Genomic DNA, 17732 nt, shown 5'->3' on the forward strand with positions numbered 1-17732 from the left:
TCTCACTGGCGCGCGACGAGCCGCTTGCCCTCGGCCCTCAGGTTCGACACGGCCTCTCCGACCCGCTGCGCGAGCGGCAGGCCGCGGGGGACGACCAGGCCGCTCGGCCCGCCCACGCGCCCGAACGACCACGAGAGCACCGAGCCCTCGGCGTCCCAGGGGGCGAGCCGCTCGCGGCCCTCGGACGGCATGGCGCCGACGATCTCGCGACGCTCCAGGTCGAGCACGGCGAGCCGGTCGGCCGACGAGAGCAGCAGGGTCTTGCCGTCGGGCGCGGCGGCGATGTCCTCCCACTCGGCCCCTGTCACGCCGTCGAGCACCCGCTCGGCGACGCCGGCGCGGCGGACGACGACGACGCCCGTCGTGTCGGCGAAGGCGACGTCGCCCGGCAGGGGGCCGTCCGCGATCGCCGTCGCGCGCGGCGTGGCGTACCCGAGGACGCGCACCTCGCCGCGCGCCTCGTCGATGCGCGCCACCGCGCCCGAGCTGAACGCGAGGAGCAGCCCGGGCCCGACGTCGCCGCGCGCGGGGCTCGGGCGCGCCTCGTAGACGTAGCCGTCGGTCACCGCGATGGTGCGCGACGAGAGGTCGCGGAGCGACGTGGCGAGCAGGTTGCCGTCGAGCTCCTGCGTGAACAGCGTGCGGCAGGCCGCGTCGACGCCGAGCACGAACGCGGGCGCCCTCGGCACCACCTCGACGAGCTGGTCGGTCGCCGCGTCGAACAGCGCCCAGACGCCCTGGTCGCGGCGGTACGACAGGAGGCGGCCGTCGTCGCAGGCGCGCAGGAGATGACCGCGCCGCGCGGCGGTGCGGCGCCGCGAGGCCTCGCTGTACAGGCGCACCTCGGCGCCGAGCTGGACGGCGACAGCGCCGCCGCCGCGCAGCACGGCGGCGGCCGAGGCGCCCGCGTCGCGGAGCTCCGGTCCGCCCTGCGGATCGAGCCCCTCGAACCGGAGCAGGCGCTCGGCGGCGGGCGGGCCCGGGTTGAACAGGACGAGGTCGCGCGTGAGCACGCGGCGGTCGGGGAGCCGCCACGCGCCGAGGAGGACGTGCGGGCCGACGTCGCGCGCGGCGACGTCGGACGCCTCGCCGCGCGCGCGCAGCGTCCGCGGCGCGCGCCGGGCCGGGGGCGGCTCGCACGGCGAGCCCTCGGGCGGCGGGTCGGCCGCGGCGCGCCCGCCCTTGCGGAGGTAGTGCCAGGCGCCGCCGGCGCCGGCGCCGCCGCCGCAGACGCCGAGATCGAGGCCGCCCGCGTCCCAGCGCGCGGAGGCGGGCGCCGGGTCGGTGTCGAGCTCGAACAGCGGGGCGTCGGGCCTGTCGAGGGCGTAGATCGACGTCCTGCCCTGCTGGACGAGCGCGATCACGGGGTCGCGCGGGCTGAAGCGCCCGAGCACGGCGGGGGCGGCGAGGGTGATCTCGGCGCCCGCGGCCGCGCCCGCGCCCGGCGCCCAGAGCAGCGCCCGGCGGCCGAGCACCGCCGCGACGCGCGCGCCGTCGGGGGAGAGGCCGAGCACGTTGCCGCGGAAGGGGTGCCTGTCGACGGCATCGGCGCCGGCGCCGCGGCGCATGTCCCAGCGCGCGATGCCGCCGTCGGTCGAGCAGGCGAGCACGGGCGCGGCCTCGGCCGCGTGCACGGCGCTGCTGCAGCGCACGGGCGCGACAGCGGCCAGCGCGACGGTGCCGCCCTCCCGCAGCCGGAAGACGCGGACCTCGCCCGTGACCGAGCGCGTGGCCAGCGCCGTGTCGAACGCGAACGGCGCCCGCTCGACGTGCGGGGCGTCGTGCGGCCGGAGGGCGATCACGCGCGGGGACCTGGCGCGCGTCACGCTGTCCGGGTCGGCGTCGAGCGGGACGTCGTCGATGACCTGCGGATCGGGCGGGCGCAGGTCGGCGACGAGCAGGGCGCCGCCGGGAGCGCCGGCGATGACCCAGCGGTCGTCCCACGGCAGCGCCGGGCCCACCACGCTGTCGACGGTCAGGAAGTGCGCGCGCGGCAGGTCGAGGACCGCTGTCGCGAGGTCGAGCGGCAGCGCGGCGTCGTCGGCGCGCCGCGCGAGGGCCGCGGTGATCCACGCGGCGCGGTGGTACGGGTCCTCGGTGCGGCGCGCCTTGCCGGTGAGCTCGGCGAGGTCGGCGCGCTCCTCGGCCGCGCGGCGCGCCGCCTCGACGCTGGCCTGGCGCGCGGCGACCCACCGCTCCGCCGCGAACGCCGCGCCGACAGCGAGGCCGAGCGCCGCGGCGGCGCCGAGCTTCCGGGCGCGCTGGGCGCGGGCGCGCCGGAGGCTCTCGCGGACGAGGGCCTGCTCGCGCCGCGGCAGCCGCGCGACGTCTGTCGCGCCGGCGCTGACCTGATCGAGCAGGTCGCGCCGCAGGAGGAAGTCGGGGTGCTCGCCCGAGCGGTCCCAGACGTCGGCGGCCTCGCGGAGCCGCTCGAGCAGGATGAGCCTGTCCATGTGCCGCGCGCGGGCGGACGCGAGGCGGGGCCAGCTCGAGGCGAGCGCCTCGTGGGCGAGCTCGACGGCGCCGTCGCGGCGGCTCAGGAGCCGCGCGCGCTCGAGGGCGCCGAGGACGCGCTCGACGTCGGCGGGCGGGGCGGCGACGGCCTCGACGAGCTCGGCCTCGACCCAGCGGACGCGCGAGCCGTCGACGGCGGCGAGGCGGAGCAGCGCCTCGTCGGCGACGGCGCGGTCGTCCGGGGCGAGGGCGGCGAGGGCGGCGTCGGCGTGCCGCGCGAGGGCGCCGCGCACGCCGCCGAGCTCCTGCCAGACCTCGCCGCGCAGCGCGCCGCGCCCGTCGCGCGCGCGCCACCAGTCGGCGAGGGCGAGCGCCACGAACGAGAGCGCGGCGCCGCCGCCGCGGAGCTCGCGCTGCACCTCGGCGGCGACCTGGGCGAGGCCGCGGACCTCGACGCCGGCGAGCCGGGCGGGGCCAGCGACGAGGTCCTTCACGGCGGCGGCGGCGGGGAGGCCGACGTAGCGCAGCGCGGCGCGGAGGCCCTCGCCGGCGGGCGTGGCGAGCAGCGCGGCGGCGCGCTCGTCGGCCTCGTCGAGCACGCCGATGAGGCGGAGCCCTCGGCGCGCCTCGCCGGCGGCGAGCGCGCCAACGAGGGCGGCGAGCCGCCCGCCGCCGAGGGGGGCGATGGGGTCGACGACGAGCGCGACGCCGACGGCCGACGCCATGCAGAAGCGGGTGAGCGCGTCGAGGTCGGCTGTCTCGAGGTCGGGCGAGACGGCGGCGAGCGCGCGGGCGAGCGCGCTGTCGGGGTCGTCCCCGGGGGTGAGGCGCGCCTCGATCCAGTCGTCCTTGTGGTCGGCGTGGCGGCGCGCGAGGTGGGGGACGAGGCCGGCGGAGGCGAGCGAGGATTTGCCGGAGCCGCGCGGCCCCTGGAGGATGACGCACGGCTCGAACTCGAGCTCGCGCCCGAGGCGCGCTGTGTCGTCGTCGCGCGCGAACAGCAGGCCCTCGTCGGTGGACGAGAGCGGGTCGAGGCCGCGGTACGGGCGGTCGGGGACGCCGTGGGGGCGCTCCCAGACCTCGTCGAGGAGCTGCTTGAGCCGCCCCGGGGCGACGCGGCGGTGCGCGGGGTCGACGGAGAGCAGGCGGGTGAGGAGGGCGACGAGGCCGCGCGGGAGGCGCGCGGGGTCGCGCCCGAGGTCGCGCATGGCGCCGCGCAGGGTGGCGCTGCGGAGCTCGGTCCACCAGGCGGTGACGCTCGAGGGGTCGGAGCAGTCGTCGGGCTCGTCGGGGACGTCGTGCGGGAGGCGACCGGTGGTGAGCTGCGCGATGCAGACGGCGAGCGCGTAGGCGTCGGTGGCGGCGGTGGGCTCGGTCATCTCGAGCACCTCGGGGGCCATGAAGCCGGGGGTGCCGATGACGTTGCGCGCGGCGGCGGGGCTGTCCGCGCCGGCGAAGGCGCGGCGGGTGGAGGCGTAGACGTCGCGCTCGGCGAGGAAGGCGGCGGTGCCGAGGTCGTTGCCGGGGGCGGCGGGGCCGCTGCCGCTGCCGGCGTCGCCGCTGCCGGCGCCGAGGCTGACGGCCGGGGGCGCGCCGGGGGCGCGCGAGGCGGGGCCGCCCGGCGGGGCGCCGGCGCGCCGGGAGATGCCGAAGTCGAGGACCTTGAGGGCGCCGTCCTGGGTGAGGAACAGGTTGGCGGGCTTGAGGTCGAGGTGGACGACGCCGCGCGCGTGGATGACGTCGAGCGCGCCGGCGACGTCGCGGGCCCAGGCCACGACGCGGCGCCAGGGGATGCGGCGCCGGTAGCGGATGAGGTCGGCGAGGTTCCTGCCCTCGAGGAGCTCCATCGAGACGAACGGCGTCCTCGGGGCGCCGTGGAGGATGCCGGCGGCGTAGATCGTGACGAGCGAGGGGTGGCGGAACGAGGCGAGGAGCTTGGCCTCGTCGGCCCAGTCCGCGGCGTCCGCGAAGTCGGAGCAGAGGAGCTTGAGGGCGACCTCGCGGAACGGGGCGCCGTCGGGCAGGAGCTCCTCGGCGCGCCACACGTCGCCGAAGCCGCCGCGGCCGAGGCGCACGCGCAGCCGGTAGCGGCGGTCGAGCACGTCGCCGGGCGCGTGCCCGAGGCCGCCCGGGGGGAGCGGCACGGCGCCCGGGTCGCGGGAGGAGCTGCCCTCGTCGACGAGCGTGCGATCCATCGCGGGACGACGGTATCACCGGCGCGGGGAGAGGTGGGCGGTCCGTCCGTCGTCCTTCCGGACCGCGGCCTCCCTGCCGGGCGCGCTGCGCCTTGGCGCGAAGGCGAACGACAGGACGGGCCGCTGACCCGCGCGCGTCCACCGCTGCGGCGCCGCAGCGCCCCCGGCGCTCCCGGGCTCACCCCGGCGATCGTCGCCGCGTCCGCCGCTTCCCTTTGGCCTGCGCCAGCTCCACCCGCAGCGCCTGCACCTCGGCCTCCAGCTTCTCGTTCGCCTCGCGTACCTTGGCCTCGGCCTCGCGCGCCCGAGCCTCGGCCTCGTCCGGTGTCGGCAGCAGATCGTGGCCTTCGCGGTCGCGCGCCAGCCGGAGCATCGGGCCGAGCGCTCGGTCTTCCACGACGGTCCACCAGAGGCCGAGCGTCTCGCACGCGCGGAGATCCGGGTCGTCGGGCGCCCGCTCCACGAGATCGCCATCCAGGGCGTCCCAGATGCGGATCTGTCGCTCGCGATCCTCGGGATGAAAGCGCACGATCTCGCGGATGCCCGCGGCGCGGTAGCGCTCGAGCTTCTCGTCCCAGTCGGGCTCCCCCTCGTCCGAGTCGCTCACGATCTCGACCCCGAGGTCAGGCGCCCCGTGCAGCCAGGTCTTCCACGTGCGGAAGGTCCGATGCGGAACGCCCAGGCGGACGAAGGCGTCGGGGGCGAGGCGCTTCTTCGAGGTACGCGGGTCCCAGTAGACGAACTGATCGGAGCCGAGCGTCGCCGTGTGCGCGAGCTCGCGCTTGAGGATCAGGTACAGCGCGGTGCGGAGCTCCAGGTGGCGATTCGTCTCGGGCACTTCTTCGGACTCAGGGAAGTACACCGGCTCGGGCGGGCGGCTGTAGACATGGGCCCGCGTCGTCCGGCGAGGCGCGGCGGGCGGGCGGACCGTGGGCTCGATGGCTGACATGGCCTGCTGCCGAAGGTACCATGACCGCTGCCGTGCGGCAGCGACAGGCCGCGGCTGGAGCGTCGTGGGCTACTTACCGCGCGCTCGGATCCGCGAGCCATGCAGCCAGGGCTTCGGCGGAGAAGGAGAGCACCGCCTCACCCACCCGCTCCTCCCCGAGCCGATCCAGCAGCGAGGCGAGCGCCGCCTGCTCCGCCTCGGCGAGCGGCCGCCCGAGGCGCATCGCGCACAGCCGAGCCGTCATCCGGAGCTGCCCGCGCTCGATCCCACGCTCGATCCCGCGCTCGATCCCGCGCTCGATCCCGCGCTCGATCCCGCGCTCGATCCCGCGTTCCTCCGCCTGTTTCAGCGTTTGTTCGTACCACTCCCGGGTTTCCATGATGAAATCCCTCTCCTCGGACGGCAGCCCCGCAAGGAGCTCCGCCGGCACCTCGAAGCTTAACCGGACCAGCCACGGCAGCGCCACCCGCCGCTCCCACGCGTCCCCCGGCAGCTCGGTCAGGTCGCGAAGCGCCATCCGGCGCACCCGTGCCGAGCCGAGCAGGCGCAACAGCACCGTGCCGCGCTCGCGCGGCAGCTCGCCGATCACCACCACCTGCACCCGCCACTCCGGCGCCGGGGCGTACAGGCCCGCCGGGCCCGCCGCGAACCCGAAGCCGCGCAGCACGCTCTCCGGCCGCCCGGCGCTCAGCAGCCACGCGGCCGGCAGCGGCAGCCGCCGCTCCGCCCGCAGCTCGAGCGTGTGGTGCCACTGGTAGCGCTTGCGCAGGCACTCGTGCAGCTCGGCCGCGTCGAGGGCCTGGCTGAAGACCTCCACCATCCCGGGCTCGACCGCCATCGAGCGCAACAGCCCCGGCTCGATCTCGGGATGGGCGACCAGCAGCGCGGGATCGGGCACGTGCCAGACGTCGATCCGCTGCGCATCGCCGGCCGGGACCTCCACCTCGGTCTCGGCAGCGCCGACGAGCCCGAAGAAATCACGAAGGATGTTCTTGCCGAGCTGATCGAAGCGGAAGTGCATACGCGGCAGCGGTTAGCACAGAAGGGCAACCATGCTCGCATTCCCATTTGCAACGCGAGTTTTCCATCGCTGCTGGTGCGCTCGAAGCGCCGAAACGCCAAAGCGCCGAAACGCCAAAGCGCCCGGCAAGCGCGGGGCGATTGGACGCAGCGACTTGAAAGTTGAGGGTTCCATTCGATGAAAACGAAGCGTGTCTGGGCCGTGATCTCGCTGGCACTGTGCGTCCCCGCGGCGGGGTGCAGCTCCCCTTGCAACGACGACTGCGCCACGTTCGTCCAGAGGACCCAGGACTGCGGGCTGGGAGGTCCGAGCGGGGATGACGTCGGCGAGAGCGCGCCTTCTCCTTGACGCCGCTCGCGGCCAATCCGCATAATCGCGCCCATGAGCTATGTCGACGGATTCGTGGTTCCGGTCCCCGCGGGCAACAAGGCAGCCTATCGCGAGCTCTGCGCGAAGGCCGCCCAGATCTTCAGGGAGTACGGCGCGACGCGCGTGGTCGAGTGCTGGGGCGACGATGTCCCGGACGGCAAGATCACCGACTTCAAGGGCGCGGTGAAGGCCGAGCCCGGTGAGACCATCGTGTTCTCCTGGATCGAGTGGCCCTCGAAGGAGGTGCGCGACCAGGCGAACGCGAAGATGCAGAGCGACTCGCGCATGCAGATGGGGGACGCGCCGTTCGACAGCAAGCGCATGATCTGGGGCGGGTTCGCTGTCCTCTTCGAGACGGGTGAAGAGAATCGCTAGTGTCCCGTCCCCTGATGCAGCGATGGCGATTGCAGCAAGGAGCCCCGGGGCGCGCATGATGCAACGAGCCCGGCGCTCCTCGGGACCGCTCGGCGCGCGGCGGCTGGGACCTTCTCGCCGTCCGGCAAACCGCCCCAGCCCGCCACATCGGTCTCGATGCCGCGGGTGCGCATCACTTCCTGCAACGCTGGCGTCAGGCGCCCTGGGCGCGCACGAACTGCTCGTAGACCACGAGCGTGACCGGCTTGTCGTTCGCGACCTTCACGAGGATGCTCTTGACGCGCAGCCATTCGAGGCCGGTCTTGCCGGCGCCCACGCGCGGGACGCCGATCCGCGCGATCCCCGCCCCGGCGGCGTGCGTCACCATCGCGGCGAGCGAGCGCTCGAGCGCGGCGAGCGAGGGCCTCTTCGTGGCGCTCTCCTGGATCGCGAGGCTGTACACCGTGTCGCCGCCCTCGCTCCAGACGAAGGCCTCCCCGAGCTGGAGCTTCCGCTCGGCGTTCCGCTGCTCGAACGCCGGGAGCAGGCCCGGCCAGCGCTTCTTGAACGCCACGGAGATCCCCGTGTCCATCTTGCCCACGCAGCTCACGCCGTGCGCGTACGCATGAAGATCCGGGGTGTTGAGGAGATCGCCCTTGGTGAAGATCGTCGGCACGCGGGGCACCCTAGCACTGCCGTGGTCAGGTATGTGAGATGCCGACGAGCCCGCGCTCCTGGATCGCTCGACCGCCAGGCCTCGCTCTCGAGCGAGCGGCGGGCTCGACGTTCGGCCGAGCTTGCTCACCCCTCCGGCGGCAGCGTCAGCCCGAGCAGCCAACCGAGCGCCCCATGAACGACAGCATCTTCTTCACGTTGACCCTCGTCTCGGCGCTCGGCAGCGGCCTGATGGCCGGCACTTTTTTCGCCTTCTCGACCTTCGTCATGGGCGCGCTGGCCCGCCTGCCCCCCGCGCAGGGCATCGCCGCGATGCAATCCATCAACGTCGTGGTGCTCAACCCCGTCTTCCTCGGCGTGTTCACGGGGACCGCCGCGACATGCGTCCTCCTCGTGATCGCGGCGCTCCTGACGTGGGTGAAGCCAGGCGCCGGCTGGGCGCTCGCCGGCGGACTGCTCTACGTGGTCGGCACGTTCATCGAGACGCTCACGTTCCATGTGCCGCGCAACAACGCGCTCGCCGCGGTCGACCCGGCGAGCGCCGAGAGCGCGAGGCGATGGGCGGACTACATCACGAGCTGGACCGCAGGGAACCACGTGCGGACCGCCGCCGCGCTCGTGGCCGCCGCCGCGCTGACGGTCGGGCTCTGGCTGCGAGGCAGCGCGGGAGCGCCCTGACGCAGCCCCCAGGGGGCAGGCCCTTGCGGCGCGCGCGCGAGGGTGGTGGCCGTCCCACCGCACAGCCACGCTGCACGCGCTGGTTGATTGAGCTCGTCTTTGTTGGCCACGTGGCGGTAGGGGACGTCGCGCCGGCATTCACCGCCTCGGTGAGGCGGCGCGTCGAGAGGGCCTCGAGCCCCGCGGCGTCGTCGATCCGGATGGCCGCTGCGACGATCTCGGCCATGCGCGCGCGGCTCGGCCCTGCCTGGCGGTGACGCTTCGCTCCGGGAAGAGCAATCCACCGTTCATCAAGGATCCGGGAGGGTTCACGGCGCTTCGCGCGAGCGGCGGATCGTCGCTCGCTCTCCGCCGGCCGCCGGCGCAGGGCGCGCCGGCGGGGGAGCTGGTCTCAGCGCGCGCCGGGCCCGTTGCCCGGCGCGGCGCCGGCCATCACCGCAGGCCGCTCTTCACCGCGGAGATGAGCTCGCCGTTCGATGTGTCGCCGCTCAGCTCCCAGAACATCGCGCCGCCGAGCCCCTTGTCCTTGATGTAGCGCATCTTGACGCCGAGCGACGCCGGGCTGTCGTAGCTCCAGAACTCCGTCCCGTTGAAGGTATAGAAGGCCTTCGTGTCCGGGTGGGTGAAGCCGGGGTGGCCCTTGGCCTTCAGGACCTTGTAGTCCTCGATGCCCGCCTCGTACGTGCCCGCGGCGGCGCCCGCGGCCGACTGCCACACGCCCTGGCTCACGCTGGCGACGCCGGTCCAGCCGCGGCCGTAGAAGGGCACCCCGACCACCAGCTTGCTCGCCGGCGTCCCGCCGCTCAGCCAGGCCGCGACCGCCTCGTCGGTGCTGTACTTCAGCGCCTTCGCGGGGTTCGACCCGGAGTTGAAGAGCGGTGAGTGGAAGTTCGTCGTGCTCTCCCAGGCGCCGTGCATGTCGTACGTCATCAGGTTGATGAAATCGAGGTGCCGGTGGATCTCGCCGACCTGGATCTTGTTGATCTTGTCGATGCCGGCGGGCGCCGCGATGGTGAGCAGCAGCCCGGGGCGCACCGCGTTGAGCTGACTGCGGAACTCGCCGAGCAGCGCCGTGAAGTTCTGGGTGTCCTCGGGGCGCTGGTTGCAGGTGCTGCCGCAGGCGGCCGGGTACTCCCAGTCGACGTCGATGCCGTCGAACACGCCGGCCCAGCGGGGATCCTTGATGAAGAGATCGACGCAGGACGAGACGAACGCGGCGCGGTTCGCGGGCAGCGCGGCGTCGGAGAAGCCGGCCGACCAGGTCCAGCCGCCGAGCGAGATCAGCACCTTGAGGTGCGGGTGCTTCCGCTTCAGCTTGCGGAGCTGGTTGAAGCTGCCGCGGAGCGCGCCCGCGTCCCATGTGTCGGCGACGCCATCGACGCTGTCGGCGGCGCTGTAGGCCTTGTCGTAATCGGCGTAGGTGTCGCCGAGCTGGCAGCGGTTGCCCACCACGTTGCCGAAGGCGTAGTTGATGTGCGTGAGCTTGGCGGCCGACCCGCTCGTGTCGATGTTCTTGACGTGGTAGTTGCGGCCGTAGACGCCCCACTCCGCGAAGTAGCCGATCACCTTCTTGCCACCGCCGTCGCCGCCGCCCGCGCCACCGCCGCCGCCCGAGCCGCCGCTGCCCCCTGAACCGCCGCTGCCACCCGAGCCGCCGCTGCCACCCGAGCCGCCGCCGCCGCCCGAGCCGCCGCTGCCGCCAGCGCCGGCGCTTGTCGTGCTCGTCGTGGTGGTGCTCGTGCTGGTGCCACCCCGGACCACGTTCCAGAGCGCCGGGACGATCGGCGGCTCCCACCCCGGAAGAGAGGTGTGCGCCTGGATGCAGCTATAGGTGACACCGCCGTAGGTTACCTGGGAGTTGACCGCATACGCTGTGTACGGCGCCCAGGCGGCGGTGGCGGCCTGCTCCGTCGCGTCGATCTCGGATCCATCGGGGCCAAGGCCATCTCCGTTATCGAGTCCGCCGCAGGCGGCCAGGGCCATGACAGCAAAGATCGGCAGGGTCGTGAGTGAGGAAAGCTTCATGGCTGATCTCCTTGGGTGTGCCGGTGTCCCGGTCTCCGGTTGTTGCAAACGTTGCAAACGTTGCAAAACCAATGAGCAACTGGCGTACCGGTCCCGGCGATGACACCAACGCTCGGCGCCACCGCCCCGCGGCGCCCCCGTTTCGAGCGCCGCCATGAGGAGGCGCGCCGCGATCGCGCCCGGCGACCCTGGCCTGCGAGGGGGGTGATCCCGGAGATCACCGTGCGATCCCCCCGATCGCGGGAGAGCCCCCGGATCGCCCCCAGCGATCCCGCCGATCGCGCGGCGATGGCCCGGTTCAGCGCTCTTCCTCGATCATCCCGCCGGCAGCACGCGGTCGAGATGCGGGGCACGACGCTTGCTCGTATGCGGATTTGTGGACGGAACCATCGTGCTCCCCAGCCAGGAACCCGCCGAGGCGCATCGGGGTAGGATCGCCGCCGAAATGCACCCCGGCGAATTCTTGACGCTCCTCGCACCGCTCTCCGGTCCCATCGTGCCCATCGAGTCGGTCCCCGATCCGGTCTTCGCCGACAAGGTGGTCGGCGACGGCATCTCGATCGACCCGACCACCCGCACGTTGCTCGCCCCCTGCGACGCGACGGTGACCCAGCTCCACGCGGCGCGGCACGCGATCACCCTGAGCGCCGCGGGCGGCGTCGAGATCCTGATCCACGTGGGCATCGACACCGTCGGCCTGAAGGGCGAGGGCTTCACGGCGCTGGTGGAGCAGGGGGACAGGGTCTCCGCGGGCCAGGCGCTCCTCGAGTTCGACGCCGACCACATCCTCCGCAGCGCGCCCAGCCTGCTCACGCAGATCATCCTCCTGAGCGGCGAGGCGAGCGCGATCGTCGAGCGCGCGAGCGGCGTGGCCACGGCCGGCGCGAGCCGCCTCATGAGCGTGGGCCCCCGGCGGAGGGCCGCGGACGACGCGCAGCGGGCGTCGAGCGCGGGCGAGGCCGGCGCGTCCAGGCCGCCGCCGCGGGCCACGGTCGGGGTCACCTCCGCCGTCGTCGCGGTGCCCAACCCGCACGGGCTCCACGCGCGGCCGGCAGCGGTGCTCGCGAGCGAGGCGAGGTCGTTCGCCGCCGCCATCAGCGTGGAGCTCGCCGGCCGCAACGCGAACGCGAAGAGCGTCGTCGCGCTGCTGAACCTGGGCGCGGGCCCGGGCGCCGAGCTGCGCATCGTCGCGAGCGGCAGCGAGGCGGCGCGGGCCGTCGCGCGCCTCGTCGAGCTCGTCCGCAGCGGCCTGGGCGAGGACCTCTCCGCCGCCCCGGCCGCGCCCGAGCGCGCCGCCCCCGCCTCCCCCGCCCCCGCGCCGCGCGCGACGCGCTCGACGGATGACGCGCGGCGCTTCCACGGCGTGAGCGCCGCGCCCGGCCTCGCCATCGGCCCCGTCTGCAAGATCGACCCGCTCGCCGTCGAGGTCGAGGAGCACGCGACCGACACGGAGGCGGAGCTCGCGCGCCTGCAGAAGGCGCTCTCGCACACCCGGCTCGAGCTGAAGCTGCTCGTCGCCGGGTCGGGCAAGCGCGCCGAGCAGGCCGAGATCTTCAGCGCGCACCTCACGATGCTCGACGATCCGGACGTGATCACGCGCGCCGAGGTCGCCATCGTGGAAGGCAAGTCGGCCGCGTTCGCGTGGCGCGAGGCGGTGATGGCGTCGTACAGGGAGCTCGCGCGCCAGTCGAACCCCCTGCTCGCCGCGCGCGCCAACGATCTGCGCGACGTGGGCGGCCGCGCGCTGCGGCACCTCGCCGGCGGCGATGAGGCGCAGGCCGCGCCGGCGGGCAGCGTCGTCGTCGCGGAGACCCTGACGCCCTCCGAGGTCGTGCGGCTCGCGGACCAGGGGGTCGCCGGCCTCGTCAGCGTGCTCGGCGGCACCACCTCGCACGCGGCGATCCTGGCGCGCTCGCTCGGCGTGCCGTACCTCGCCGGCGCCCCGGGCGCGCTGCTCGACCTCGAGGCGGGCGCGACGGCCGTGCTCGACGCGCTCGACGTCGGCGAGGCGGCGCTGCTGCTCCGCCCGACCGACGCCGAGCTCGACGCCTACCGCGACCGGCTCGGGGCGCGCCGGGCCCTGCGCGCGCGGCAGGAGGCGGCCGCGGCGGAGCGCGCGGTGACCCGCGACGGCGTCCGCGTCGCGGTGCTCGCCAACATCGCGAGCGCCGACGACGCGCGCACGGCCGTCCGGCTCGGGGCCGAGGGCGTGGGCCTCCTGCGCACCGAGCTGATGTTCTTCGATCGCGCCACCGCGCCGACCGAGGCCGACCAGACCGCCGCCTACCAGGCGATCGCCGACGCGCTGGGCGATCGACCGCTCACCATCCGCACGCTCGACGTCGGCGGCGACAAGCCGCTCTCGTACATGCCGCTGCCCGCCGAGGACAACCCGCTCCTCGGCATCCGCGGCCTGCGCATCGGCGCGCTCCACCCGACGATCCTGCGCGGCCAGCTCCGCGCGATCCTCGCGACCCGGGTCCGGGGCGCGCACCGCGTCCTCCTGCCCATGGTCTCGAGCCTCGACGAGCTCCTGGAGGCGAAGCAGGTGCTCGAGGAGGAGCGCCGGCGCGCCGGGTCGCCCCCGGTGGAGCTCGGCGTGATGGTCGAGGTGCCGTCGGTCGCGATCCAGGCCGATCGGTTCGCGGCGGAGGTCGATTTCTTCTCGATCGGCACGAACGATCTCACCCAGTACACGCTGGCCATGGACCGCACCCACCCGCGGCTCGCCGGCCGGCAGGACGCGCTGCACCCCGCTGTGCTCCGGCTCATCGACGCGACCGTGAAGGCCGCGCAGAGGCGCGAGCGCCACGTGGGGATCTGCGGCGCGGTGGCGAGCGATCCCGAGGCCGTGGCCGTGCTGATCGGCCTCGGCGTGACGGAGCTCAGCGTCAGCGTCCAGGCGATGCCGGAGGTGAAGTCGAAGATCCGCGAGCTCGACGCCGCGAGGTGCCGGGAGCTCGCGAAGGCCGCGCTCGATCTCGGGACCGCGGCCGAGGTGCGGGCGCTGCTCGCGCCGGGCGCGCGCCCCGGCTGAGCGTCATCCGTGATTCCGCCGCAGCATGCGGGCCGGGGGCCGTCGCCGGCGCGACGCGAGGGCCGCCCCGCCCACGGGAGAAGGAGCTTCGAATGAGAGGGTTCAACGAGCTGCAGCGCATCGGCAAGGCGCTGATGCTGCCCATCGCCGTGCTTCCTGTCGCGGGCCTGCTGCTCCGGCTGGGGCAGCCCGACGTGCTCGACATCGCGTTCGTCGCCCAGGCCGGCGGCGCGATCTTCGACAACCTGGCGCTGATCTTCGCCGTGGGCATCGCCGTCGGCCTCGCGCACGAGAAGAACGGCGTGGCCGGGCTCTCCGGGATGATCGCCTACCTCGTGATCACGGGCGGGGTGAAGACGATCAACGACAAGATCAAGATGGGCGTCCTCGCCGGCATCCTCGCCGGCGTCCTCGCGGGGGCGATGTACAACCGCTTCCGCGACACGAAGCTGCCCGCGTTCCTCGGCTTCTTCGGCGGCAGCCGCTTCGTGCCGATCGTCACCGGCGGCGCGAGCCTCGCCCTCGCGCTCGTGCTCGGCGTCGTCTGGCCGCCCGTGCAGGCCGGCATCGACGCGATCGGCGGCTGGGTCGTGGCCTCGGGGCCGATCGGCGCCTTCAGCTTCGGCGTCCTGAACCGCCTGCTCATCCCGACCGGGCTGCACCACATCCTCAACAACCTCGCCTGGTTCGTGGTCGGCTCGTTCGAGGGCGCGAAGGGCGTGGTCACCGGCGATCTGAACCGCTATTTCGCCGGCGATCCCTCGGCGGGCGTGTTCATGGCCGGCTTCTACCCGGTGATGATGTTCGGCCTGCCGGCGGCGTGCCTGGCGATCTACCGCACCGCGCGCCCGGAGAACCGCAAGGCCACCTTCGGCGTGATGCTCTCGGCCGCGCTGACCGCCTTCTTGACGGGCATCACCGAGCCCATCGAGTTCGCGTTCATGTTCCTCGCCCCGGCGCTCTACGCCGTCCACGCCGTGCTGACCGGCATCTCGCTGGCGCTGCTCGACGTGCTCGGCGTCAAGCACGGCTTCAGCTTCTCCGCCGGGTTCATCGACTACGCGCTCAACTACGGCCTCTCGACCAAGGGCTGGATGATCGTGCCGGTCGGCCTCGCCTACGCGGTCGTCTATTACGGGCTCTTCGTCGTCTGCATCGAGCGGTTCAACCTGGCGACGCCGGGCCGCGAGGCGGCGACGAGCGCGGAGGCCGCCGGGGGCGCGCCCCGCGCCGGGGCCGAGGCCGACGGCGGGCTCGCCGGGCAGCTCCTGCGGGCGCTGGGAGGCCACGCGAACATCCGCGAGCTCGACGCGTGCATCACCCGCCTGCGCCTGGTCATGGTCGACCGCGATCTCGTGAAGGACGCGGACCTGAAGGCGCTCGGCGCGAAGGGCGTCGTGCGCCCGGGCACGGACGGCCTGCAGGTGATCCTCGGCCCGATGGCCGAGTCGGTCGCGCGGGAGATGAGGGAGATGCGGGAGCTCCGGGTCGACGCGCCGAGCGCGGCGGCCGCGCCGACGGCCGCGCCGGCCGCGTCGGGCGTGCGCAAGGCGGCGAGCGCCGCGCGCGAGGGCGCTTCCGCCGCGCTCTCGGCGCGGGTCGAGCGCTGGCTCGCCGCGCTCGGCGGCGCCGCCAACGTCCTGTCCGTGGAAGGGTTCTCGAGCGGGCGCGTGCGCGTCGAGCTCGCCGACGACGCTCCGGTCGACGAGGCGGCGCTCCAGGCGGCGAGCGTGAAGGGCGTGATGCGGCTCCCGGACCGGATCGTCCACCTGCTGGTCGGCCCCGAGGCGCCGCGCTACGCCGCCGCGCTCGAGCAGAAGCTCAAGGGGTGATGCCGTGGATCTGGAAGGCAACATCCTCACGCCGGACGGTTGGCTCCGCGGGCGCGTGCGCTTCGGCGCGCACGTCGAGGAGGTCGAGGGCGCCCCGATCTCCGGGCCCGCCGGGGGGCCCTGGATCCTGCCCGGCTTCCTCGATCTGCACGTCCACGGCGGCGGCGGCCGGGACGTCATGGAGGGCGGCGACGCGCCCCGGGGGATGGCCCGCGCGCACGCGGCGACAGGGACCACGAGCCTGCTCGCCACCACGATGACGGCCCCCATGCCGGAGATCGCCCTCGCCCTTCGCGCGATCCGGGCCGCCATGGACGCGCCCCGCCGCGGCGAGGCGCGCGTGCTCGGCGTGCACCTCGAGGGCCCGTTCCTCAACCCGGGTCGGCTGGGCGCGCAGCCCCCGTGCGTGGCGGGCGGCGACCTCGACGCCGCGCTCGCGGCAGCGCTCGCGCTGCACGCCATCGCCCCGATCCGCGTGCTCACCCTCGCGCCGGAGCTCACCGGCCACCTGGAGCTCACCCGCGAGCTCGTCGAGCTCGGGATACGGGTCCAGATCGGGCACACGCTGTCGAGCTACGAGGACGTCGTGGCGGCCCTCGCGGCGGGGGCGAGCGGCTTCACCCACCTCTTCAACGCGATGAACGGGCTGCACCACCGCGCGCCCGGCGCGGTGGGGGCGGCGCTCGCCCACGGCGACTTCGCCGAGCTGATCCCGGATCTCGTCCACGTGCACCCGGGCGCCATCCGGGCCGCCCTGCGCTGCATCCCGAGGCTCTACGCCGTGACCGACGGCACAGCGGCCTCGGGGATGCCGGACGGGCCGTACCAGCTCGGCGCGCACGCGGTCACGAAGTGCCAGAACAGCGTGCGGCTCGCCGACGGGACGCTGGCAGGGAGCTGCCTGACGATGCACCAGGCCTTCAAGAACCTCGTCGGCCTCGGGCTCTCCGTGGCCGAGGCGTCGCGCCGCTGCAGCCAGTTCCCGGCCGAGCACCTCGGCCTCGCGGACCGAGGGCGCGTCGCGCCGGGCTGCTTCGCCGATCTGCTGGTCGTGGACGAGGACCTCGCCCTGCGGCGGGTCCTCGTGGAGGGAGAGCCCCTTGAGTAGCCGGACGAGCTCCATCATGGCCGAGGAGGCCCGCTCCGCCCCGGAGGTCGTGGCGCAGCAGCTCACCCAGGACGAGCCGGCCTACAGCGCGCTCGGCGCCCGCCTGCGCGCGGCGCCGCCGCCGTCGGTTGTCACGATCGCCCGCGGCAGCTCGGATCACGCCGCGAGCTACCTCGCCTACCTCGCGATGACGCAGCTCGGCTGCCCTGTCGCGAGCCTGCCGCCCTCGGTGGTGACGCTCTACCGCGCGCCGCTGCGGCTCCCGGGCGCCCTGGCTGTCGCTGTGTCGCAGTCGGGGCAGAGCCCGGACGTGGTGAGCACGCTGGAGGCCTGCGGCGCCGCGGGCGCGCTGACGGCGGCCATGATCAACCAGCTCGGCTCGCCCCTCACCCAGGTCGCTGCGTCGACGCTCCCCCTGCGCGCCGGCCCCGAGCGCAGCGTCGCCGCCACGAAGAGCTTCATCGCCAGCCTGAGCGCCATGGCCCGGCTGGTGGCGTGCTGGAAGGAGGACGCCGCCCTGCTCGACGCGCTGCGCGCGCTGCCGGACGCCCTCTCCGCCGCGAGCGAGGGCGACGTCGGCCCGCTCGTTGGCGCGCTGGCCGGCGAGCAGCGCCTGCTCGTGCTCGGGCGGGGGCCGGGCTTCTCCATCGCGCTGGAGGCGGCGCTCAAGTTCAAGGAGACGTGCGGACTCCACGCCGAGGCGTTCACTGTCGCCGAGGTGCAGCACGGGCCGATGGCCCTCATCGACGAGCGGTTTCCCCTCCTGATCTTCGCCCCGCGCGGCCCGGCCCAGGCCGGCCTCGTCCGGGTGGCGGAGGACTTCCGGGGGCAGGGAGCGAAGGTGATCCTGGTGGGCCCTGCCGGGCTGCCGGGGGTGGATCTCGCGGTGCCCGAGTCACCCCACGAGCTGCTCGACCCGCTCTGTCAGGTACAGGCGTTCTATCTCGCGGCCGCTGCCCTGGCCGAGGCCAGAGGGCTGGACCCCGACGCGCCGAGACGGCTGAAGAAGGTCACCAAAACACTGTAGGAGTGCGC

12 protein-coding genes are annotated in these 17732 nt (G+C 74.4%); 7 read left to right on the plus strand and 5 right to left on the minus strand.

Features of this window, described 5'->3' with window-relative positions; all coding sequences use genetic code 11:
- Window positions 1–2: 2 nt before the first annotated feature.
- From WMF42_RS26810 to WMF42_RS26820, 3 genes are all read right to left on the minus strand, one after another.
- The gene (locus WMF42_RS26810) at window positions 3–4649 is read right to left on the minus strand and encodes an nSTAND1 domain-containing NTPase (protein ID WP_437685605.1); all 4647 of its coding nucleotides are present in this window, start codon (window positions 4647–4649) and stop codon (window positions 3–5) included.
- Window positions 4650–4827: 178 nt separating this feature from the next.
- Entirely contained in the window at window positions 4828–5598 is a 771-nt protein-coding gene (locus WMF42_RS26815; RefSeq protein WP_437685607.1) for a Uma2 family endonuclease, read from the minus strand.
- Between the two features lie 73 nt (window positions 5599–5671).
- Window positions 5672–6619 carry a hypothetical protein gene (locus tag WMF42_RS26820; protein WP_437685609.1) on the minus strand — a complete coding sequence of 316 codons (948 nt, stop codon included), beginning with the start codon at window positions 6617–6619 and terminating at the stop codon, window positions 5672–5674.
- 177 nt (window positions 6620–6796) lie between these two features.
- On the opposite strand from WMF42_RS26820, the gene WMF42_RS26825 reads away from it, so the two are divergent.
- Window positions 6797–6967: a hypothetical protein gene (locus WMF42_RS26825; protein WP_437685611.1), complete on the plus strand. Its 171-nt coding sequence runs from the start codon at window positions 6797–6799 to the stop codon at window positions 6965–6967.
- A 33-nt stretch (window positions 6968–7000) separates the two neighbouring features.
- The gene (locus WMF42_RS26830; protein ID WP_061607889.1) at window positions 7001–7363 is read left to right on the plus strand and encodes a DUF1428 domain-containing protein; all 363 of its coding nucleotides are present in this window, start codon (window positions 7001–7003) and stop codon (window positions 7361–7363) included.
- Window positions 7364–7556: 193 nt separating this feature from the next.
- Here the strand turns inward: WMF42_RS26830 and WMF42_RS26835 are convergent, their stop codons facing one another.
- Window positions 7557–8018: a macro domain-containing protein gene (locus WMF42_RS26835; RefSeq protein ID WP_061607888.1), complete on the minus strand. Its 462-nt coding sequence runs from the start codon at window positions 8016–8018 to the stop codon at window positions 7557–7559.
- A gap of 173 nt (window positions 8019–8191) precedes the next feature.
- On the opposite strand from WMF42_RS26835, the gene WMF42_RS26840 reads away from it, so the two are divergent.
- Window positions 8192–8695 (plus strand): anthrone oxygenase family protein, encoded by a 504-nt coding sequence (locus WMF42_RS26840; RefSeq protein WP_061607887.1) that lies wholly within the window; start codon window positions 8192–8194, stop codon window positions 8693–8695.
- Between the two features lie 432 nt (window positions 8696–9127).
- Here WMF42_RS26840 and WMF42_RS26845 read toward each other — a convergent pair whose 3' ends face one another.
- Window positions 9128–10720 (minus strand): glycosyl hydrolase family 18 protein, encoded by a 1593-nt coding sequence (locus WMF42_RS26845; RefSeq protein ID WP_437685614.1) that lies wholly within the window; start codon window positions 10718–10720, stop codon window positions 9128–9130.
- 445 nt (window positions 10721–11165) lie between these two features.
- Between WMF42_RS26845 and ptsP the strand changes: the two genes are divergently transcribed.
- From ptsP to WMF42_RS26865, 4 genes are all read left to right on the plus strand, one after another.
- Window positions 11166–13757, plus strand: coding sequence for a phosphoenolpyruvate--protein phosphotransferase (ptsP, locus tag WMF42_RS26850; protein ID WP_437685616.1), 2592 nt, complete (start codon window positions 11166–11168; stop codon window positions 13755–13757).
- A 92-nt stretch (window positions 13758–13849) separates the two neighbouring features.
- Window positions 13850–15589 (plus strand): N-acetylglucosamine-specific PTS transporter subunit IIBC, encoded by a 1740-nt coding sequence (gene nagE, locus WMF42_RS26855; protein WP_061607883.1) that lies wholly within the window; start codon window positions 13850–13852, stop codon window positions 15587–15589.
- 4 nt (window positions 15590–15593) lie between these two features.
- Window positions 15594–16697, plus strand: coding sequence for an N-acetylglucosamine-6-phosphate deacetylase (nagA, locus tag WMF42_RS26860; RefSeq protein WP_199693646.1), 1104 nt, complete (start codon window positions 15594–15596; stop codon window positions 16695–16697).
- A 16-nt stretch (window positions 16698–16713) separates the two neighbouring features.
- A complete protein-coding gene (locus WMF42_RS26865; protein WP_061607882.1) occupies window positions 16714–17724 on the plus strand; it encodes an SIS domain-containing protein in 1011 nt (336 codons plus the stop codon).
- The last annotated feature ends 8 nt before the right edge of the window (window positions 17725–17732 follow it).

Origin of the sequence: Sorangium sp. So ce176 (genome assembly GCF_051519835.1) — a bacterium.
Classification (GTDB): Bacteria; Myxococcota_A; Polyangia; order Polyangiales; family Polyangiaceae; genus Sorangium; species Sorangium cellulosum_G.